The 16834-nt window shown below is 62.3% G+C and carries 21 protein-coding genes; 13 read left to right on the top strand and 8 right to left on the bottom strand.

Annotation, left to right across the window (positions count from 1 at the left end; translation table 11 throughout):
- The first annotated feature begins 54 nt into the window (after positions 1–54).
- Genes ACP8LP_RS01875 through ACP8LP_RS01885 form a run of 3 tightly spaced genes read left to right on the top strand, consistent with a single transcriptional unit; the run spans position 55 to position 2928 of the window.
- On the top strand, positions 55–555 hold the full coding sequence (locus ACP8LP_RS01875) for a nitrobindin family protein (protein WP_016666963.1): 501 nt from the start codon (positions 55–57) through the stop codon (positions 553–555).
- Between the two features lies 1 nt (position 556).
- On the top strand, positions 557–1501 hold the full coding sequence (gene ygfZ, locus ACP8LP_RS01880; protein WP_016666964.1) for a CAF17-like 4Fe-4S cluster assembly/insertion protein YgfZ: 945 nt from the start codon (positions 557–559) through the stop codon (positions 1499–1501).
- 41 nt (positions 1502–1542) lie between these two features.
- Positions 1543–2928, top strand: coding sequence for a sugar transferase (locus ACP8LP_RS01885; RefSeq protein WP_016666965.1), 1386 nt, complete (start codon positions 1543–1545; stop codon positions 2926–2928).
- 25 nt (positions 2929–2953) lie between these two features.
- Here the strand turns inward: ACP8LP_RS01885 and ACP8LP_RS01890 are convergent, their stop codons facing one another.
- The 3 genes from ACP8LP_RS01890 to ACP8LP_RS01900 all read right to left on the bottom strand — a co-directional run bounded on the left by ACP8LP_RS01890 (position 2954) and on the right by ACP8LP_RS01900 (position 5779).
- Positions 2954–3691, bottom strand: coding sequence for an SDR family oxidoreductase (locus tag ACP8LP_RS01890; RefSeq protein WP_036976450.1), 738 nt, complete (start codon positions 3689–3691; stop codon positions 2954–2956).
- 142 nt (positions 3692–3833) lie between these two features.
- The gene (gene ptsP, locus ACP8LP_RS01895) at positions 3834–5507 is read right to left on the bottom strand and encodes a phosphoenolpyruvate--protein phosphotransferase (protein ID WP_063279212.1); all 1674 of its coding nucleotides are present in this window, start codon (positions 5505–5507) and stop codon (positions 3834–3836) included.
- 5 nt (positions 5508–5512) lie between these two features.
- Positions 5513–5779 (bottom strand): HPr family phosphocarrier protein, encoded by a 267-nt coding sequence (locus tag ACP8LP_RS01900; protein WP_016666968.1) that lies wholly within the window; start codon positions 5777–5779, stop codon positions 5513–5515.
- 349 nt (positions 5780–6128) lie between these two features.
- On the opposite strand from ACP8LP_RS01900, the gene srlA reads away from it, so the two are divergent.
- The 6 genes from srlA (at position 6129) to ACP8LP_RS01930 (ending at position 11249) form a co-directional block, all read left to right on the top strand.
- Positions 6129–6725 carry a PTS glucitol/sorbitol transporter subunit IIC gene (srlA, locus tag ACP8LP_RS01905; RefSeq protein WP_036976452.1) on the top strand — a complete coding sequence of 199 codons (597 nt, stop codon included), beginning with the start codon at positions 6129–6131 and terminating at the stop codon, positions 6723–6725.
- Positions 6722–7756, top strand: coding sequence for a PTS glucitol/sorbitol transporter subunit IIB (gene srlE, locus ACP8LP_RS01910; RefSeq protein WP_016666970.1), 1035 nt, complete (start codon positions 6722–6724; stop codon positions 7754–7756). Before srlA ends, srlE begins: the two co-directional genes overlap by 4 nt.
- Before the next feature lie 59 nt (positions 7757–7815).
- Complete coding sequence (locus tag ACP8LP_RS01915) at positions 7816–8199, top strand: PTS glucitol/sorbitol transporter subunit IIA (protein ID WP_016666971.1); 384 nt, start codon at positions 7816–7818, stop codon at positions 8197–8199.
- A 1-nt stretch (position 8200) separates the two neighbouring features.
- Positions 8201–8629: a transcriptional regulator GutM gene (locus ACP8LP_RS01920; protein ID WP_252908289.1), complete on the top strand. Its 429-nt coding sequence runs from the start codon at positions 8201–8203 to the stop codon at positions 8627–8629.
- A 60-nt stretch (positions 8630–8689) separates the two neighbouring features.
- Entirely contained in the window at positions 8690–9988 is a 1299-nt protein-coding gene (locus ACP8LP_RS01925) for an NAD(P)H-dependent oxidoreductase (RefSeq protein ID WP_016666973.1), read from the top strand.
- A 304-nt stretch (positions 9989–10292) separates the two neighbouring features.
- On the top strand, positions 10293–11249 hold the full coding sequence (locus tag ACP8LP_RS01930) for a sugar-binding transcriptional regulator (RefSeq protein WP_016666975.1): 957 nt from the start codon (positions 10293–10295) through the stop codon (positions 11247–11249).
- A gap of 65 nt (positions 11250–11314) precedes the next feature.
- Here the strand turns inward: ACP8LP_RS01930 and ACP8LP_RS01935 are convergent, their stop codons facing one another.
- From ACP8LP_RS01935 to ACP8LP_RS01945, 3 genes are read right to left on the bottom strand one after another with little or no spacing between them, the layout of a single operon-like run.
- Complete coding sequence (locus ACP8LP_RS01935; RefSeq protein ID WP_063279211.1) at positions 11315–12157, bottom strand: class II fructose-bisphosphate aldolase; 843 nt, start codon at positions 12155–12157, stop codon at positions 11315–11317.
- Positions 12158–12161: 4 nt separating this feature from the next.
- Positions 12162–12695, bottom strand: a complete 534-nt coding sequence (locus tag ACP8LP_RS01940) for a YjbQ family protein (RefSeq protein WP_016666977.1) — start codon at positions 12693–12695, stop codon at positions 12162–12164.
- A gap of 31 nt (positions 12696–12726) precedes the next feature.
- Positions 12727–13416 (bottom strand): triose-phosphate isomerase, encoded by a 690-nt coding sequence (locus ACP8LP_RS01945; protein WP_016666978.1) that lies wholly within the window; start codon positions 13414–13416, stop codon positions 12727–12729.
- A 237-nt stretch (positions 13417–13653) separates the two neighbouring features.
- On the opposite strand from ACP8LP_RS01945, the gene ispD reads away from it, so the two are divergent.
- Together ispD and ispF are read left to right on the top strand one after the other, a co-directional pair.
- Positions 13654–14469 (top strand): 2-C-methyl-D-erythritol 4-phosphate cytidylyltransferase, encoded by an 816-nt coding sequence (gene ispD / locus ACP8LP_RS01950; RefSeq protein WP_016666979.1) that lies wholly within the window; start codon positions 13654–13656, stop codon positions 14467–14469.
- Positions 14469–14951, top strand: coding sequence for a 2-C-methyl-D-erythritol 2,4-cyclodiphosphate synthase (ispF, locus tag ACP8LP_RS01955; protein WP_015583259.1), 483 nt, complete (start codon positions 14469–14471; stop codon positions 14949–14951). Before ispD ends, ispF begins: the two co-directional genes overlap by 1 nt.
- On the opposite strand, the gene ACP8LP_RS01960 is transcribed toward ispF, so the two are convergent.
- Complete coding sequence (locus ACP8LP_RS01960; RefSeq protein ID WP_065674297.1) at positions 14929–15324, bottom strand: PTS glucitol/sorbitol transporter subunit IIA; 396 nt, start codon at positions 15322–15324, stop codon at positions 14929–14931. The genes ispF and ACP8LP_RS01960 overlap by 23 nt on opposite strands.
- Positions 15325–15522: 198 nt before the next feature.
- On the opposite strand from ACP8LP_RS01960, the gene ACP8LP_RS01965 reads away from it, so the two are divergent.
- Positions 15523–15819 carry a PTS sugar transporter subunit IIB gene (locus tag ACP8LP_RS01965; protein ID WP_015583258.1) on the top strand — a complete coding sequence of 99 codons (297 nt, stop codon included), beginning with the start codon at positions 15523–15525 and terminating at the stop codon, positions 15817–15819.
- Between the two features lie 85 nt (positions 15820–15904).
- Here ACP8LP_RS01965 and ACP8LP_RS01970 read toward each other — a convergent pair whose 3' ends face one another.
- Entirely contained in the window at positions 15905–16390 is a 486-nt protein-coding gene (locus ACP8LP_RS01970) for a CarD family transcriptional regulator (RefSeq protein ID WP_004810600.1), read from the bottom strand.
- A gap of 196 nt (positions 16391–16586) precedes the next feature.
- Here ACP8LP_RS01970 and ACP8LP_RS01975 point away from each other — a divergent pair, with 196 nt between their 5' ends.
- Positions 16587–16817 carry a hypothetical protein gene (locus ACP8LP_RS01975; protein WP_016666981.1) on the top strand — a complete coding sequence of 77 codons (231 nt, stop codon included), beginning with the start codon at positions 16587–16589 and terminating at the stop codon, positions 16815–16817.
- Positions 16818–16834 lie beyond the last annotated feature (17 nt).

Genomic DNA, 16834 nt, shown 5'->3' on the forward strand with positions numbered 1-16834 from the left:
GCTGAATCCGCAGCTTTCAGTACCTGACGAAACTCCTACCCGACACGAGGACCCATGCCCTTCCAGATTCCTGACGACCTGAATCGTGATCTCATGCCCGTGGCCTGGATGATCGGCCACTGGGAAGGTGAAGGACACGGCAGCACCCCCGAGGACGGTGAGTTCAGCTTCGGGTGTCAGGTCGACTTCACCGAGAACGGCGGGGATTACCTGCACTACATCTGCCAGACCTTCACCACGAACCCCGACGGCACCCCGGCTGCTCCGCTGCGTATGGAGACCGGTTTCTGGCGTCCCAACGTCGACACCCGCAAGATTGACGTCCTGATGGTCGCCCCGGAGGGCTGGGCCGAGGTCTGGACCGGAAACATCGACGGAGCCAAGATCGAGCTCGTTACCGACGCCGTCGCCCGCACCGAGGACGCCCTGGTGCCCTACACCGGTGGTCAGCGTCTCTACGGCCAGGTCGAGGGAGACCTGCTGTGGACCTTCGATCGTGCGACCACGGAAGCTCCGCTGCAGCCCTACATGTGGGCTCGCCTCAAGAGGGCCTGAGATGGCTGCCCCCGTGCTGCTGACCGACGGACCCGACGCCGGTCTGGTCTCTCACGTTGCCAATCCAGTCGCCGAGCAGCGGTTGATGACTGACGGTGGCGGATGGTTGGAGCTGTCCAACCGTGAGGTATTCACGGTCACCGGAGCTGACCGACTGGGATGGTTGCACTCGTTGACCTCCCAATACCTCGACGGTCTGGAGCCTGGGCTCACGACGACGAGTCTGGTGCTGTCACCGACCGGTCACGTTGAGCATGTCATGCACGGTGTTGACGACGGCGAAACCTTCTGGGGTTGGACCGAGCCTGGACGGGGAGCCGATCTGGTCGCCTGGCTGGACTCGATGCGTTTCATGATGCGCGTCGAGGTGGTTCTGCGACCGGACATGACCGTTCGCTGGTTCGCCTCGCGGGTTACGACGCCGACGGATGCCGTCATCCTTGATTCCGAGGTGGCTGGTGGACACGAAGTCATCCTCCCGTCTGATACTCCCGCCCCCGACGAGGTCGAACAGGTCGGTGTGCTGGCATGGGAGGCGCTGCGCATCGCCGCTGGGATTCCTCGTATCGGCATCGACACGGACGAGCGCACCATCCCCAACGAGATCGGCCTGTACGGTACCCATCTCGACAAGGGGTGTTACCGCGGTCAGGAGACCGTCGCCCGGGTGTACAACCTGGGACGTCCGCCGCGGCGGCTGACCTTGCTGCAGCTTGACGGCTCCCGCGCCGAGCTTCCGGCCATCGGCTCTGAGGTCCACGCCGGTGGGCGTCGTGTCGGTGTCATGGGATCGTCTGCAACTCATCATGTTGACGGCCCCATTGGCCTTGCCCTGGTGCGTCGCGGAGTCGATGTGAACCTGGATATGGAGATTGACGGGATCGCTGCTGGTCAGGAACCACTTGTCGACCCGGAGGTCGGCTTGCATGTTCGCCCGGTAGTGTGAGCCCGTGCCCCCTGTAATCAGCAGGGTCGAGGAGGAAATACGTGAAGACGGATTATTTCAACCGCACGCAGAAATTGGTGACGGTCCTTGTTGACGTCATCGTCTTCGTGGCTGGAATTTTCCTGTCGTTCTGGATGCGTTTCGGGATGGTTATTCCGCAGCGTAATTTGGACGACGGAAAAGCTGCACTGATGGCGTCGGTGATCGCATTCCTCATTGTCAACGTTCTGTCTGGCGTTTATGTTCTGTACAACAAGACGCTCCTTGACATTGGGATCATCACTGTCGTGGACCAGGTCATGGTGACGATCATCATCATGGCGCTGACCTTCTTCGGGCGCTGGTTCGCCTTCCCGCGCTCGGTCCTCCTCATCAACCTGCTGGTCGGGATAGTTCTGCTGTTCCTGTGGCGCAGCATCGAGTTTGTTGCCTATCGCCGCTTGCGAGGGGCTAAACGGGTGATGCTGCTCGGTCCGCCGGAGATGCTCAATCGGGCCGTCATGAACTACATGGCCAACAAGGCGACCCGTCATCGCCTCACCCATGTGGTGCGTGGTCACTACCTGGGGCAGATTCGGACTCATATTGATGAATTCGACACCGCCCATGTCTCCGATGACATTCCTGCTTCCGAGCGAGTTGCCATTTACGACTTGCTGCTGAGCGAGGACAAAGAGATCTTCATGTCGACCTCGTTCGAGCACATGATGCTCATCAATCCGACGATCATGTCGATCGAGGACGAGACGATTATTGCTGCCAGTCCGTTCAAGATCCCGGCAGAAATGGATATCGTCAAGCGGTTCTTCGACATCATTCTGTCGCTGATCGCCCTGGTGATCCTCTCTCCCCTCATGCTCATCACGGCGATCCTGGTGAAGGCCAGCTCTCCCGGCCCGGTGTTCTACCGTCAGACCCGTATCACCAAGGACGGCAAGGAATTCAAGATCCTCAAGTTCCGCTCCATGGGGGTGACGGCCGAGAAGGAGTCCGGCCCGATGCTGGCCACCTCCGATGACCCACGCGTCACCCCGGTCGGCAAGTACCTGCGCAGCCTGCGTATCGACGAGATCCCGCAGCTCATCAACGTGCTCATCGGCGACATGTCGATCGTCGGACCGCGCCCGGAGCGCCCCTTCTTCGTCGATCAGTTCCAGGAGCAGAACGCCCACTACAAGTTGCGCCACAACGTGCGTGCCGGCATTACGGGGTACGCGCAGGTCTACGGCAAGTACGCCTCGGACTTCGCCGCCAAGCTCAACTTCGATCTCATCTACATCAAGCAGTACTCACTCATCCTTGACGTCAAGATCATGATCCAGACGATCAAGATCCTCTTCGACAAGGTGTCCTCGCGAGGCGTTGACGAGACGGCCGAGCCGGACGAGAACATTCACCTGCCCGCCGAGGTTCAGCAGCTCGACTGACGGGCAGGGAACACTTTCCCCCGAATCAGGACTTGCGGGCAACCTTGTACTGGGCAGCCTGAGCGCGAGGCCGGACGATCATGCGGTCGATGTTGACGTGGCTGGGAAGCCCGGAAATCCACCGCACGCACTCGGCAATGTCCTCGGCCCTCAGGGGAGAGTCGACGCCTTGGTAGACCTTGTCGGCCATGGCCTGATCGCCGTGGAAACGGACGAGGGAGAATTCCTCGGTGCGTACCATGCCGGGGCTCACCTCGCATACCCGCACCGGGTGGCCACACAGCTCCAGCCGTAGCGCCTCGACGACGGCGCGCTCACCGGACTTCGCTGCACAGTATCCGGCGCCACCCTCATAGCCCCACTCAGCAGCGGTGGAGGTAATCGTGACGATGGTTCCCTCAGCGACCTCGAGAGCCGGTAGAAGAGCCTTGGTGACCCGTCCCATGCCCAGCACATTGGTTTGATACATCGTCATCCAGGCGTCGAGGTCAGCCTCGGTGACCGGTTCCTGACCGACGGCACCGCCAGCATTGTTGACGAGGAGGTCAAGCTTGCCGCCAGTGGTCTCGACGAGATTGGTGACCGACTCGTCGCTGGTGACATCGCAGACCACTGCCTTTCCGCCGATCTCGGCGGCAAGGGCCTCGATGCGTTCGACGCGGCGAGCCGCACAGATGACATGCCAGCCATCCTTGGCCAAGGCGCGTGCCGTGGCCGCGCCGATTCCCGAACTTGCTCCTGTGACCACTGCAGTCTTTGTCATGGCCCCATTGTCCCTGCCGGACAAGGGCATGCGAAAGCCCCTGTCCGCCGTGAACTGTTCCTCAGAAGAAGGAATTGACTCCTCAGTCCAACTTCTGGAGGACAAGTTCAACGGGACAGGGGCTTCACGACAACAGACAACGTCAGCTGACGAGGACCTCGACGCTCGGGTCTGCCAGCTCCAGAGCAGCCTTGCGGGCCTCCTCGGGGCTGGACGCAGCCAGCGCGGCCTCGGCGATCTGGCGGCACTGATCCAGGCTGTGGCGCGACAAGGTGGCCTTGACAGCGGTGATCTTGCCGGCGGCCATCGACAACGAACGCACGCCAACACCGACGAGAACCAGAGCCAACAGGGGATCGCCGGCAGCCTCACCGCACACTCCGATGAGACGCTCGCCCGCTCCATCACAAGTGGCCTTGACCAACTGGATGACGGCAGGCTGCCACGGCGTCAGGAGCTCGGCCAACTCGCCCTGCAGGCGGTCAGCCGCCATGGCGTACTGGGTGAGGTCATTGGTGCCGATGGACGCGAAGTCCACCGTCTCCAGTACCTGGGCCGAACGCAGGGCCGTCGAGGGCACCTCGACCATGATGCCGACCGTCTTGATCCCGGCGGCGCGGGCACGCGAGGAGAACCACTCGGCCTCAGCCTTCGTGGCGACCATCGGAGCCATGACGTAGGGATCACGACCAGTCTGCTCAGCAGCTTTGGCGAGAGCTTCGAGCTGGGCGTCGATGAGGTCGGTGCGCACCTGGGACAGGCGTAGACCACGGCGTCCCAAGGCCGGGTTCTCCTCCGGGCCGAGGTCGGCGAAGGCCAGCGGCTTGTCGGCGCCAGCGTCGAGGGTGCGGAAGACAACCTTGGCTCCCTCGTCGAAGGTCTTGAGCACGGTGGCATAGGCCTCCGCCTGTTCGTTGACGGTCGGAGCATCTTGACGGTCGAGGAAGAGGAATTCGGTGCGGAACAGACCAACTCCCTCGGCGCCCTTCTTCTTCGCCGTGGGGGCGTCGGACGGGCTGCCGATGTTGGCCAGGACCAGGACGCGCTCACCGTCTGACAGCGTGGCGTCGCCATCAGGGGTGGACGCCAGCACCTCGGCGCGACGGTTCGCTCGTGAGATCAGCTCGGCGACGGCGGCCTCATCGGGCTCGACGAGAACGGCTCCGGTGACTCCGTCGAGGGCCAGGGGGGTGCCGTCCTCGATCGCGCGAGCCTCGCTGCATCGGACCACGGCCGGGATACCGATCTGGGAGGCCAGGATTGCGGTGTGGCTCGTCGGTCCGCCAGCAGCGGTGATGAGGCCGCGGACCAGATCAGGATTGAGGGTCGCGGTGTCGGCCGGGGCGAGGTCCTCGGCGACGAGGATCACGGGCGAGTCAAACGACGGGACGCCGGGCTCAGGCAGGCCTTGCATGACCGCGACGGCGCGGTCACGGACGTTGCGCAGGTCGGTGACGCGCTCGGCGAGATAGCCGCCGGCAGCACTCAGTTGGGCGCAGAAGTCGTCGAAGGCGGCCCAGAGAGCGTGGGCAGGTCCATGTCCGCCAGTCAGGTGGGACTTGACGCTGGTGAGCAGTCCCGGGTCGCGGGCCATCATCGCGGTGGCCTGCAGGACGGCGAGAGCCGATGGATCGGCGTGCAGGGAGCGCTCGTCGAGACGATCGGCGACCTTGTTCAGCGCCGACTCGATTCGGGCCATGTCGGCCTCGGTGCCCTGACTGGGATCAGAAGTGGGCAGTCCTGGGGCGGGGGAGACGAGAAGGGCATGTGCTTGTCCGACTCCGGCCGAGACCCCGAGCCCCGAGAGGGTCCGCATAGGTATCAGGCCTCCGGGTCGATCTGCAGGTTGGCGACGAGGGCGTCGAGCACCTCATCGGCATTGTCGCCCTCGGCGGTGAGCTCGACGGTCTCGCCGTGCTTGGCGCCAAGACCCATCACGGACAGGATCGAGCGAGCATCCACCGGCTCCTCGCCAGGGCGGCCGATCTTGACGGCCAGGCCGGACTTCGAGGCGGCCTGGACGAACATGGCGGCGGGACGGGCATGCAGGCCACTCGCGGCTGCAATGGTGGTGGTGCGACTCGGCATGGTGTGCCTCCTTGGTGGGGTGAAACGTCAGGGTCGACGATAGCCGACGACAGGAACGCATTTTAAGCCGCCCTCGGCGCGTGTGTGCGGGAGTTGTGACGAGATGGCTGACGCCGTGATCGGCGAACCTGCATCTCACTCGGGTAAAATTGCGCAATTTATCTCGAAAGGTATTGCTCGAGCTCGTGCGCTGTGGCACGATGGCAGTAATGCAAAACGAACCGGTAGAGCTGCAAATTATTGCAGTTCCTTGAGACGAAGGAGTCTCCAGATGGTAACGACGGCAGGGGCTGGTGTACTCGCGCACGGTGCCCTGTTGGTGCCATTAGATGCTGGATCCAATCCGGTAATGAAGGGCATCACTTGGGCTGCCACTCACTTCATAGGTCTGTTCAACGCGTCGGCAAAGAGCTTCGTGGACATGGCCACGGGGATCATTCCGCTGCTCCTTGTCCTGCTCACGTTCATGTATGCGGTGACAACGTGGATTGGTGAGGAGAGAGTCACCCATGCGGTCCAGTGGGCCGGCAAACATGCCGTGACGCGGTACACGATCATTCCCTTGATCGCGACGATCATGCTGACCAATCCAATGTGTTACACGTTTGGGCGCTTTCTTCCAGAGCGGTACAAGCCTGCGTACTACGACGCCACCGTGTCATTTGTGCATCCAGTAACAGCATTCTTCCCGCATGCAAACGGCGGAGAACTCTTTGTCTGGACAGGAGTTGCCGCTGGAGTCATGAAGGTGGACAACGGCGCCTACGCGCGCCTGGCAGCCCTTTACTTCCTCGTTGGTCTTGTGGTCATCTGCATCCGCGGAATGGTTACCCAATGGATCACCAACATTCTCATCAAGAGAGGTGGTCACACCGAGACGTTCAAGCGATATGACGTCGAATACGCAGCTGGCCACGTCCAGGGCCCTGAGGGGAGCCCGGCATGAGTACCGAACAGGCTGTCCGTGTCAACAAGGGGCCGGGAGGTTGGGGTCCCGGACTGACACTCCAGGTCAACGGTGAGCGCAGTGTCGTGCTGTCCGTGACCGGTGGTGAGATCCACCCGGTGGCCCGCAAGATCGCTGAACTTACCGGCGCGGAGGCCATCAACGGCTTCAACACGTCGGTGCCAGAGGATCGCATCATGTGCGCCGTCATCAACTGTGGCGGCACCGCAAGGTCGGGGATATACCCCAAGAAGCGGATCCCGACCGTCAATGTCTATGCCGGGTCCCCAGGTGGGCCACTGGCCACGTTCATGACCGAGGACATCTTCGTGTCGGCAGTCGGGCTCAACCAGGTTCAGCCCATCGATCCGACGTCCGTTGTCAACAGTCACGAGGAGTCGACCGAGAAGGGAGCCACGGCAGCGGCCTCCACCGCTGTCGCCGCGGACACCACGACGCGGACGAGTGGAGGGCCCAGCGCCGAGGCGACGCCCAAGAAAAAGGGGTTCTCTGCGTGGGTGGTTCGCTTTGGCACCGCCATCGGAAGCATCATCACGACCCTCCTCAACTCCGGTCGCGAGTCCATCAAACTGTGCCTCAACACAGTGTTGCCCTTCATCTGTTACGTGGCGCTCCTCATCGGGTTCGTCAACTACACCGGGCTGGCGAACTGGATTGCCCGGGGCGTCTCACCGCTCGCGGCGAATCCCTTGGGCCTGATCCTCCTGGGACTTATCACGGCCCTGCCGTTCCTGTCACCATTCCTTGGGCCGGGAGCAGCCATCGCCCAGATCATCGGCGTCCTCATGGGGACGCAGATCGCGCAAGGAGCCCTGCCAGTTCAGTATGCGCTGCCGACGCTCTTCGCGATCGACGGCCAGGTCGGATGCGACTTCGTCCCGGTCGGTCTGGGACTGGGAGAGGCGCAGACGGAAACCGTCGACGTCGGTGTCCCGGCGGTCCTGTTCTCCCGGCTCATCACTTCACCCGTGGCGGTCGCCCTGGCATATGTCGTCAGCTTCCTCATCTGAGGCGGCCAGAACGACCAACGCCAATCCTGACAACACCAACGATGACAAGGAGGTCAATCATGTCGACAACGCTGTGGAACTCGACCGTCGACAGTATCGGCGCTGATGCGGCCGAGATGCTGGAAGCAGGAGTCGTCATCCTGTTCGGGTCGCCGGTCCCTGATGAGCTCGCAGAGGTGAGCCTGGTGCATGGCCTGGGGGGTGACCGGGCGGTGCCACCATCGGAGGATGTGGTCCCCGGTGACCGGGTCAGGCTCGGGGCCGCCGAGTACGTGATCGATGAGGTCGGGTCGGAGGCCAATCCGAACTTGGCGAGCTTGGGACACGTCGTCGTCTACGTCAACAGTCCGGATCAGCCCCTGTTGCCTGGAGCCGTCAAGGCCTCGGGCCCGGAGCTGCCCACGATGTCTGTGGGCAACCCGATCGCTTTCGTGCGTGGGTGAGGTGACGACCGTGGAATGGCAGTTCGCACTGTTCCTGGGTGTCGCACTCATGCTCTGCGGCGTGATGTCGGTGCATCAATCACGTACTTTCCAACGGGCGGTCCGACGTGCCGCCGCCGAGTACTCAACTGGGGATCACGTCCTCGTGACCGGGAGGGGCAGGGGAAGGCTGCGTGGAGCCATCGTCCTACTCGTCGTGGAGCGGGCTACCAAGCGTGTCGTCTCGGCCAAGGTCATGTCGGGATCGACGGTGCTGGCGCGACTGCGAGGAGTGGACCAGCTCCTGGGACCACTTGACGACATCGCCACGAGGACACGTGACAAGCAGGTGAGGCGAGCCCTGGCTCAGGCGACCGAGCAGTTCGACAACGTCGCTGGCACCTCGTCGCCCAAGATGATCCAACGCATTTCGGTCCCCGTCGTGGCTTGAGACACCGACGCACCACACACATCCGTCATCAACACACCTTGTTCGGAGAGGAAGATAGTTATGGGATACACCACAAGACTGCTGGACAGGCAGGCCAAGCTGGGACGACCGGTGAGGGTCGGTATCGTCGGCGCCGGGCAGATGGGGCGAGGTCTCATCGCGCAGGTGCACTTGGCCGAGGGCCTGGAAGTCGTCGCGGTGGCGGACATCGACGTCGACCGGGCGACTGGCGCCCTCAAGGCTGCCGGGTGCGACGACGTCGTGGTCGCTCAGAACGTTGATGAGGCTGCGCAGCTCATCGAGGATGGTCGGTCGGTTGCCATCGACGACGGCCTCACCATGCCGAAGCTGCCGGTCGACTTCGTACTCGAGGTCTCCGGCGTCCCCGAGGTCGCGGCCCAGGTCGCTTACGCCGCCATCGTCAACGACAAGGACGTCGGTCTGATGACCGTCGAGGCGGACGTCACTGTCGGTCTCCTGCTGTCCTCGATGGCCAACTCCGGGAACTCGGTGTACACCGTCTGCCGCGGTGACGAGCCCATCGAGTGCGTCAAACTCATCGAATACGCCGAGGACCTCGGTTTGGACGTCGTCGCCGCGGGCAAGGGCAAGAACAATCCGAACCGTCCCACCGATGTGCCCGAGGACGTCATGGACGAGGCGCATCGCAAGAAGATGAATCCCAAGATGTTGTGCTCGTTCACTGACGGCACCAAGACGCAGATCGAGATGTGCGCTCTTTCCAATGCTTCGGGTTTCAAGGTCGAGGTACCGGGCATGCACGGAATTGAGTGTGACGTCGACGACCTCGCCAAGAAGCTCGTCCCGGCCACGGACGGGGGCATCATCGAGGGCAAGGAGAAGGTCGTTGAGTACGTCACCGGTGACGTCGCCCCCGGCGTGTTCGCCATCGTGAGGTCCGACAGCCCGGTGGTCACCGAGGAGCTGCAGTACCTCCACCTCGGCGACGGCCCGTACTTCGCCCTTTATCGTCCGTTCCACCTCGCGTCGATCGAGGCCGACCTGTCCATCGGCGAGGCCGTGCTGGATCGCAGCGCGTCGTTCCAGTCAAAGACGTGGACCTCCGAGGTCACGGCCCGGGCCAAGACCGATCTCAAGGCCGGTACGACGCTGGAAGGTATCGGTGGGCACCACGTCCATGGGTGGACGATCGACGCAGCGGATGCGCGGGACAAGCACGCGGTCCCGATTGGTGTCGTGGCCGGATGTGTGCTCAAGCGTGACGTTCCGGCTGGAACGATCCTGACCGAGGACGACGTTGAGATCGACGAGACCCGTCCCATCGTGGCAATGCGCCGTCTGCAGGACGCCCTGTTGGACAACGGCACGATCGGCTGACCAGCGGTCTGGCTGGCGGGGCAGGGGAGAGTCGGCCCCTGCCCCGCCCTTGAGCGACTGGGAGCGAAAGAGCTCAGGAATGCTCTCCATGCGTTGTCACGCCCCCGATGACATCAGCCTGGAAGAGGTCTGGGAGTCGATGACCCGAGTGATGACGATGGGACACGAAGATCGTAGGCAGGGTGGTTGGCGGCTGTTCGACTGACGAACGAGATCTCCAGGGAGGTATGGGGCACCTCGTGATGGGGGGAGGGGCTATTCTCCAGTCACAACAAGAGGGCGATGATGAGTGACGGGAGAAACCATGGCTGGCAGGCGTGACCTGGGTACCCTCGTCGAAGTTGCCAAGATGTACTACCTCGACGGTATCAACCAGTCCCGTATCGCCAAGACACTGGGAATCTCCACCTCGTCGGTGTCCCGAATGCTCAACCAGGCCCGTGAGACCGGTCTGGTGACAGTCGCGATCAATGATCCTCGTGAGGGAGTGGGCCGTAGGGAGGACCTCGAGGAGGCCCTCGCAGCCCGCTTCTGCCTGGAGTCGGCGTACGTCGCAGCCCACCGTCCCGGGGTCGCTCCGATGGATCTCGTGGCTCGGCTCGCCGCGGAGGTCGTCAACGGACGGCTCTCCCAGGTCAGTTCAATCGGGCTCAGTTGGGGCCGGACGGTCAGCGCCTTCGCCCACTGCTTCGAGCGGCCACGCTCCATGACCCCGTTGGACATCTACCCGCTTTCCGGTGGCATGTCAGTCAAGGACTCTGACGTCTCGGGGAACGCCTCGGTGCAGGCCCTGGCCCGACGCTGCGGTGGTAAGGCCCATCGGATCGACGCCCCGGTCATCGTTTCGTCGGCGCAGGTCTGTGCGGCCATGCTGGCCGAGCCGATTGTGTTGGAGGCCCTGCGTGACGCGGCGTCGTGTGAACTTGCTGTTGTCGGTATCGGCAGCATGGGTGTTCACTGGTCGGCGACGCTGTCACTGGCTTCCGTGCTGTCACCGGCAGAGATGGCCGAGGTGAGGGCCGCTGGAATAGCTGGCGACGTGTGCGGACGAACACTCAATGATGACGGCGAGGCGGTCCGCACGTCGGTCGACGACCACCTCATCGGCCTGACTCTCGACGAGTTGCGGGACATACCAGAGGTCATCGGGATTGCTGCGGGCGCCGAGAAGTCACGAGGCGTTGCCGGGGTCCTGCGGTCCGGGATTGTGCAGTCGGTCGTCGTCGACGAGCAGCTTGCGGATGTGGTCCTGTCGACCTGACCACACCAGGACGTGAGCGTGGGCCGGAACCCATCAGGGCACCGACCCACGTACGGTGAATGGCCTCAGCTCGCGGTCAGGGCGGTGGCGAACGCCTCGACGTCCTTCTCGATCGCATGGGACGCACGGGCGGCGACGTCGGAGAAGACGAGGACCTCCGGATCGTCTGTGAGCATCGTCCTCGTGGCATCCAAGGCTGCCTTGACCGAGTACGTGTAGTAGTTGATCTTGCGAACACCGTGCCGGATCGACTGCTGGTACTCCTCGATCGACAGGCCCGACCCGCCGTGCATGACGATCGGGACGCCTGTGATCTCGCGAAGTTGTGTGATGAGACCGAGGTTCAGGTGGGGTTCGCGGTGGTACAGGCCGTGAACTGTGCCGAAGGCCGCTGCGAGGGCGGTGACCCCGGTGCGTTTCACGAATTCGCCGGCTACCGCAGGGTCGGTGAAGAGTGCGGAGTCCGCCGCCCCTTGGCTGGGATCGCCGTTCTCATTGCCGGTCATGACCCCGAGTTCACCCTCCACACCGTGCGGGCCCACAAGTTCTACGGCTGCGCTGGTGATCGCGATGTTTTCCTCGAACGAGAGACGGGACCCGTCCAGCATGAATGAGTTGAAGCCGACGTCGAGTCCCTTCTGGAGGTAGTCGAGGTCTTCACCGTGGTCAACGTGGACCACGCAGGGCACACTGGACCGTCGGGCCAGTGCGACCATGGCTGGGCCAATGTCCTCGATCCGGTTGATGCCCTCGTGACTTTGCGCGTGGGCGAGGATGATCGGGGTGTCGTGGCGTTCGGCGACGCGTATCGCCGCGGTGAGCGACTCGAAGATGGGTGTGTTCACCGCTGCGACAGCGAGGTGGTGCTGTTCGGCCCACGTCAGGGCCTCTGACAGTTCGACGAGCATGGTGTCACTCCCCGATCACGGCCACCTTGACCTTGCGATCACGCTCTCGGTTGGGGTCCCAGTCCACGAAGTAGATGTAACCGACGGCGCCGATCTGGGGCTCGCCATCCTCGATGACGAAGGTCTGCGACGCGCCGATGAGGGTTCCTCGCAGGTGTGCCTCGGTGTTGAGGAGGCTCCCGAGGTCCGGGACGAGAATGGTGTCACCGGTGGCATGGCCGGCATCGGTCATCGCCTCGACGGCCTCCACGTGGGCTGGACCAGGATGGTAATACTGGTTGTTCGTCATGCACCTGGGGAAGATTTTGTCCAGCCCCTCGTTGAGGTCGGCCTGGAGGTACTCGTCGCCCGCGAAGTCGACGTCGTGGCAGTACTCCTCGAAGAAGACCGAGCACGTCGTGTGGGTCGATGCAACGGTGCAGATGCCGTTCTTGATGCCCGACTCGGTGATGATCCTGCGGACGTCATTGGTGATCTCGAAGTAGGTCGGGCGTCCGGCCTTGGAACGGACCTGGATGGTGTCTGTGTGGACTGTCATGATGGTACCTTTCTAGTTGTGAAGGTGTGGATCAGCTGTTGCGACGGTTCTTCTCGGCCTTGAGCGGGATGAGCATGTCGGTGATGCGTTCTCGCCAATCGGGTGCGCAGACGATTCCCGACGTTCCGCCCGATGCATCTGCGCCCAGTGACAGCACTCGGGCGACATCGTGCCCGGAAGAAACTCCAGCGCCCTGGAGAACCATGATGGATGGATTGACCTCCTTGACTGCGAGAGTCGAGTCTGCGATGTAGTCGTCTGCCGTAAGTGCGCCTTTACCGATCTGCGCAGTGGGTTCACAGATCATGACGTCGGGGCCCATTTCTGCGACGACGCGACACTGCACGAGGGTGTCTGCGCAGACAACCGTGAGAAGCCCGACTTCGCGGGCGCGCGTGATACTGGCATCCAGGTCCGCCAGGGTCAGCGGGTGCTCAGCGTGATTCAGTACGACCGCCTTGGCACCTGCTGCCACCAAGGACTCGGGAAGGACATGTCCCATTCCCCGGCCCGGCGTGATCGGGTCCATGTGTTGGGCTGCCACGATGATGTGGTTCGTCTTCTCGGCGATAAGACGGAGGTCGGTGTGCTGGGCGGTCACCATGATGTCAACACCGTGGGTGGCTGACAGTTCGTCTGCCAACATCGCCATGCGAAGCATCTCGTCGCCGAAGAGGTATGCCTTGGGGTTGATGATGAGGAAAGGTGCCTGTCGGATCATGACGCGCCTCCGTTGGTGCATAAACTTGCAGTTGCAGTGGGTAAAATTGCTACATGGCAATTTTGACATGCTCGGATCCAAGGTGCAAGAGGTTGCGCAACAGATGGTGATGATCCCGTACTGTGGGTCGGGCGGAGAACTCGCGTGCGTTGGTGGTCCGAAGAAGGTCACACATCTGATTCGGTGACGTCGCGACCGTCACCCTTCCCGGTCGTCGCGACCGCTATTGTTCGATCCATGACACCTACACAATCCGTCACCGCTACGCACCCACGAGTGGCGGTTGTCGTTGCAGCCGGTCTGGGAACACGGTTCGGTGGTCCTGTCCCCAAGCAAGTCACCTCGTTGACCGGGAAGGCCGTTGTCGCGGTTGCGGTGGAGTCCCTGGCCGCTGGAGGTTGCGACGAGGTCGTCGTGGTGGTGAAAGAGGGTATGCACAACCATCTGCAACTGGCTTTGGCTGCCTCTCCCATCCCTGTTCACTTCGTGACCGGAGGGGACACTCGTCAGGATTCGGTGCGCAATGGGCTGCGATACATCGCCGACGATGAGCATCTCAGTCAGGCCACCACTGTTCTCATTCATGATGCCGTCCGCCCGTTGGTTCCCGCCTACATCGTCGAGGATGTCATTGGTGCGGTCGAGGCCGGGGCTGTCGCGGTGACACCTGTCGTCGAGGTCACCGACACCATTCGGCAGATCGACGGTGAGGGTTCCCGCGTCATCGACCGTTCCGCTCTTCGCGCGGTCCAGACTCCGCAAGGGTTTGATCGCGCCGTCATCACGGAGTGTCATGAGCAGTTGTCCCGTGATGGTGGGACGGTTACCGATGACATTTCGTGTTGTGAGCGTTACGGTCATCGCGCCACCTTGGTGGAAGGATCCCGAATGTCGCTCAAGATCACCGAGCCGGTCGATCTCGACATTGCTGAGGTCCTGGCCAAGGCTGCGGCTGGAGCCGGTCACCACTCCGGTCGTCGAGTTGGCCGGATGTTGCGGGCTGTCACCCCGAGCAACGTCGCCGACAAGTTGGGTCACGGGGGCAAGGAATGATGGAGATCCGGACCGGTATTGGGGCCGATGTCCATCAGCTGAGTGAAGGTGTGCCGATGCACATTGCTGGCCTTCACTTCCCCGACGAGAAGGTCGGTTTGGCTGGCCATTCCGACGGTGACGTCGCCTGCCACGCCATTTGTGACGCCTTGCTCTCCGCGACCGGCCTGGGGGATGTTGGCTCCGTCTTCGGAACCTCGGACCCGCAATGGGCCGGAGCTGCCGGAGTGGCGCTACTGGGCCATGTCGTTGAGCTCGTCACTGCCGAGGGATGGGCGGTCCAGAACGCAGCGGTGCAGATCGTGGGGCAGCGTCCGCGCATGGCGGCCCGGCGCGCTGAGGCGGTAGCCACGCTGACGCAGACCGTCGGTGCTCCAGTGTCAGTGTCCGCGACGACGACCGATCATCTCGGATTCACCGGCCGCGGTGAAGGGGTGGCAGCGATCGCGTCAGCCCTTGTCACTCGGCAGGCTCGATCGTGAGGATCGCGCCCTGGCTGGGCAGCTGCGGCTGCGGCCCGGAAACCTTGATGGCTCCGGCGAGCAGCGACTGGTCGGGGGAGTTGAAGTACAACACGACATGGCCGAGGTCACCGAGGTTTGAGGTGGCTGACTCTCCGACCTCATCGATCGTGTAACGGGTACCAGCGATGTTGAGGACGTCGCCAGGAACGATTTCGCGCTTGGGCGTCATGGGGGAGCGGCCGCCGCGGTTGTGGAGCACGCAGATGTCGGACAGAGCATCAGGTACAGGTTCGCCGAACAGGACGATGACGCCGGTGTCCAGCATGTCCTGAGCTCCCTTGCCGACGCGGAGCACCACGGCATTCCACAGTGTGCTGGACGTAGTCGCCATGGCGGACCCTCCTCGAGACGGGCGCTGTGCCCTTGACGGCACGGTACCATCCCGTCCAGTCTCCCAAAGACCCGTGATCACCACGGGGCCCACCCCCACCGAAGGGGCATGGACGGGATACGTTTAACATCGTGGAGGAATCCCTTGGTGGGCCACATCCAAGGGCAACGAGGTTTCCCTGAGGGAGGGGTGGTCACCATGATCGAGAAGAAGATTCTCGTCTGCTGTGGCACCGGTATCGCGACGTCGGTACAGGTCGCCAACAAGCTTCAGCGGCTGCTGCGTGAGCGTGGAGTCAATGCCAAGATGGAGCACTGTCGCGTCGCAGAAGTGCCGAGGGTCATCGAGGAATTCACCCCTGACGCAATCGTCTCGACGACTGCAGTGAAGCAGCCCAACGAGAATGTCAAGATGTTTCGCGGTGTTGCATTCCTGACCGGCGTTGATGAAGGACAGTTGGCTGACGAGATTGCAGACGCGCTGAAGTCGTCGTGATCCTGCGGTGGCACCTCGGGACATGAGCAATGGGGGTTCACCAAATTTCTGGTGAACCCCCATTTCACGATTAGAGTGAACAGCCTCAGGAGGCGAGAACCTCGTCGAGCATCTCCTCGGCTTTGTCGTCCTCCACCTTCTTGGCGAGGGCAAGCTCGGAGACCAGGATCTGACGAGCCTTCGAGAGCATCCGCTTCTCACCAGCCGACAGGCCACGGTCGCGCTCGCGGCGCCACAAGTCGCGAACAACCTCGGCGACCTTGAGGACGTTGCCGGAGTGGAGCTTCTCGAGGTTGGCCTTGTAGCGACGAGACCAGTTGGACGGCTCCTCGACGTTGGTCTTGCGAAGAACCTCGAAAACCTTCTCAAGGCCCTCGTCGTCGACGACGTCACGAACGCCGACAAGATCAAGATTGCTGGCTGGCACTCGCACAACCAAATCGTTCTGTCCAAGAATTCTCAGAACGAGGTAGAGCTTTTCCTCGCCCTTGATAGTGCGAGTCTCGACGTCCTCGATCACAGCAGCGCCATGATTCGGGTAGACAACGGTTTCACCAACGTTGAAAGTCATTTGTGCGGCCCCTTTCGGGGCTTAATTCTATCACATAATGATTGTTGAAGTCAATTATTGATTCGCGTGGGCGTCCGAAATGGTGCTACGGTCTGCCCCTCACTGTCGGGCCGTCGGGATTGCGGAAGTCCCTCGGATCTGGCCTTGGGAAGTGGGAACGGTCTGGTCCCGCTTCGCCGTGTGGGGATGAGATGCGATGATTGTGGAAAAGAGACCGGCCAACGCCCGATCGCTGACGCCGTGGCCCTCCTGGCCCGGAAATGTTCGCAATGACGAGGTTATCTATGCATTCACCACAGCGACCGGAATTACGAAATTGTTACATGAGATCAATATCGACATTGACAAGAATATTCGCATTCTCATGTCCGAGATCTTGAATTTCTCTTGGGTGTTCTCCAAGGAGGTCCTCGACGCCGTCGACTGAAATAGTGTTTTCGAGAG

The sequence above is a fragment of the Cutibacterium sp. LaCa_89 genome (genome assembly GCF_058177555.1).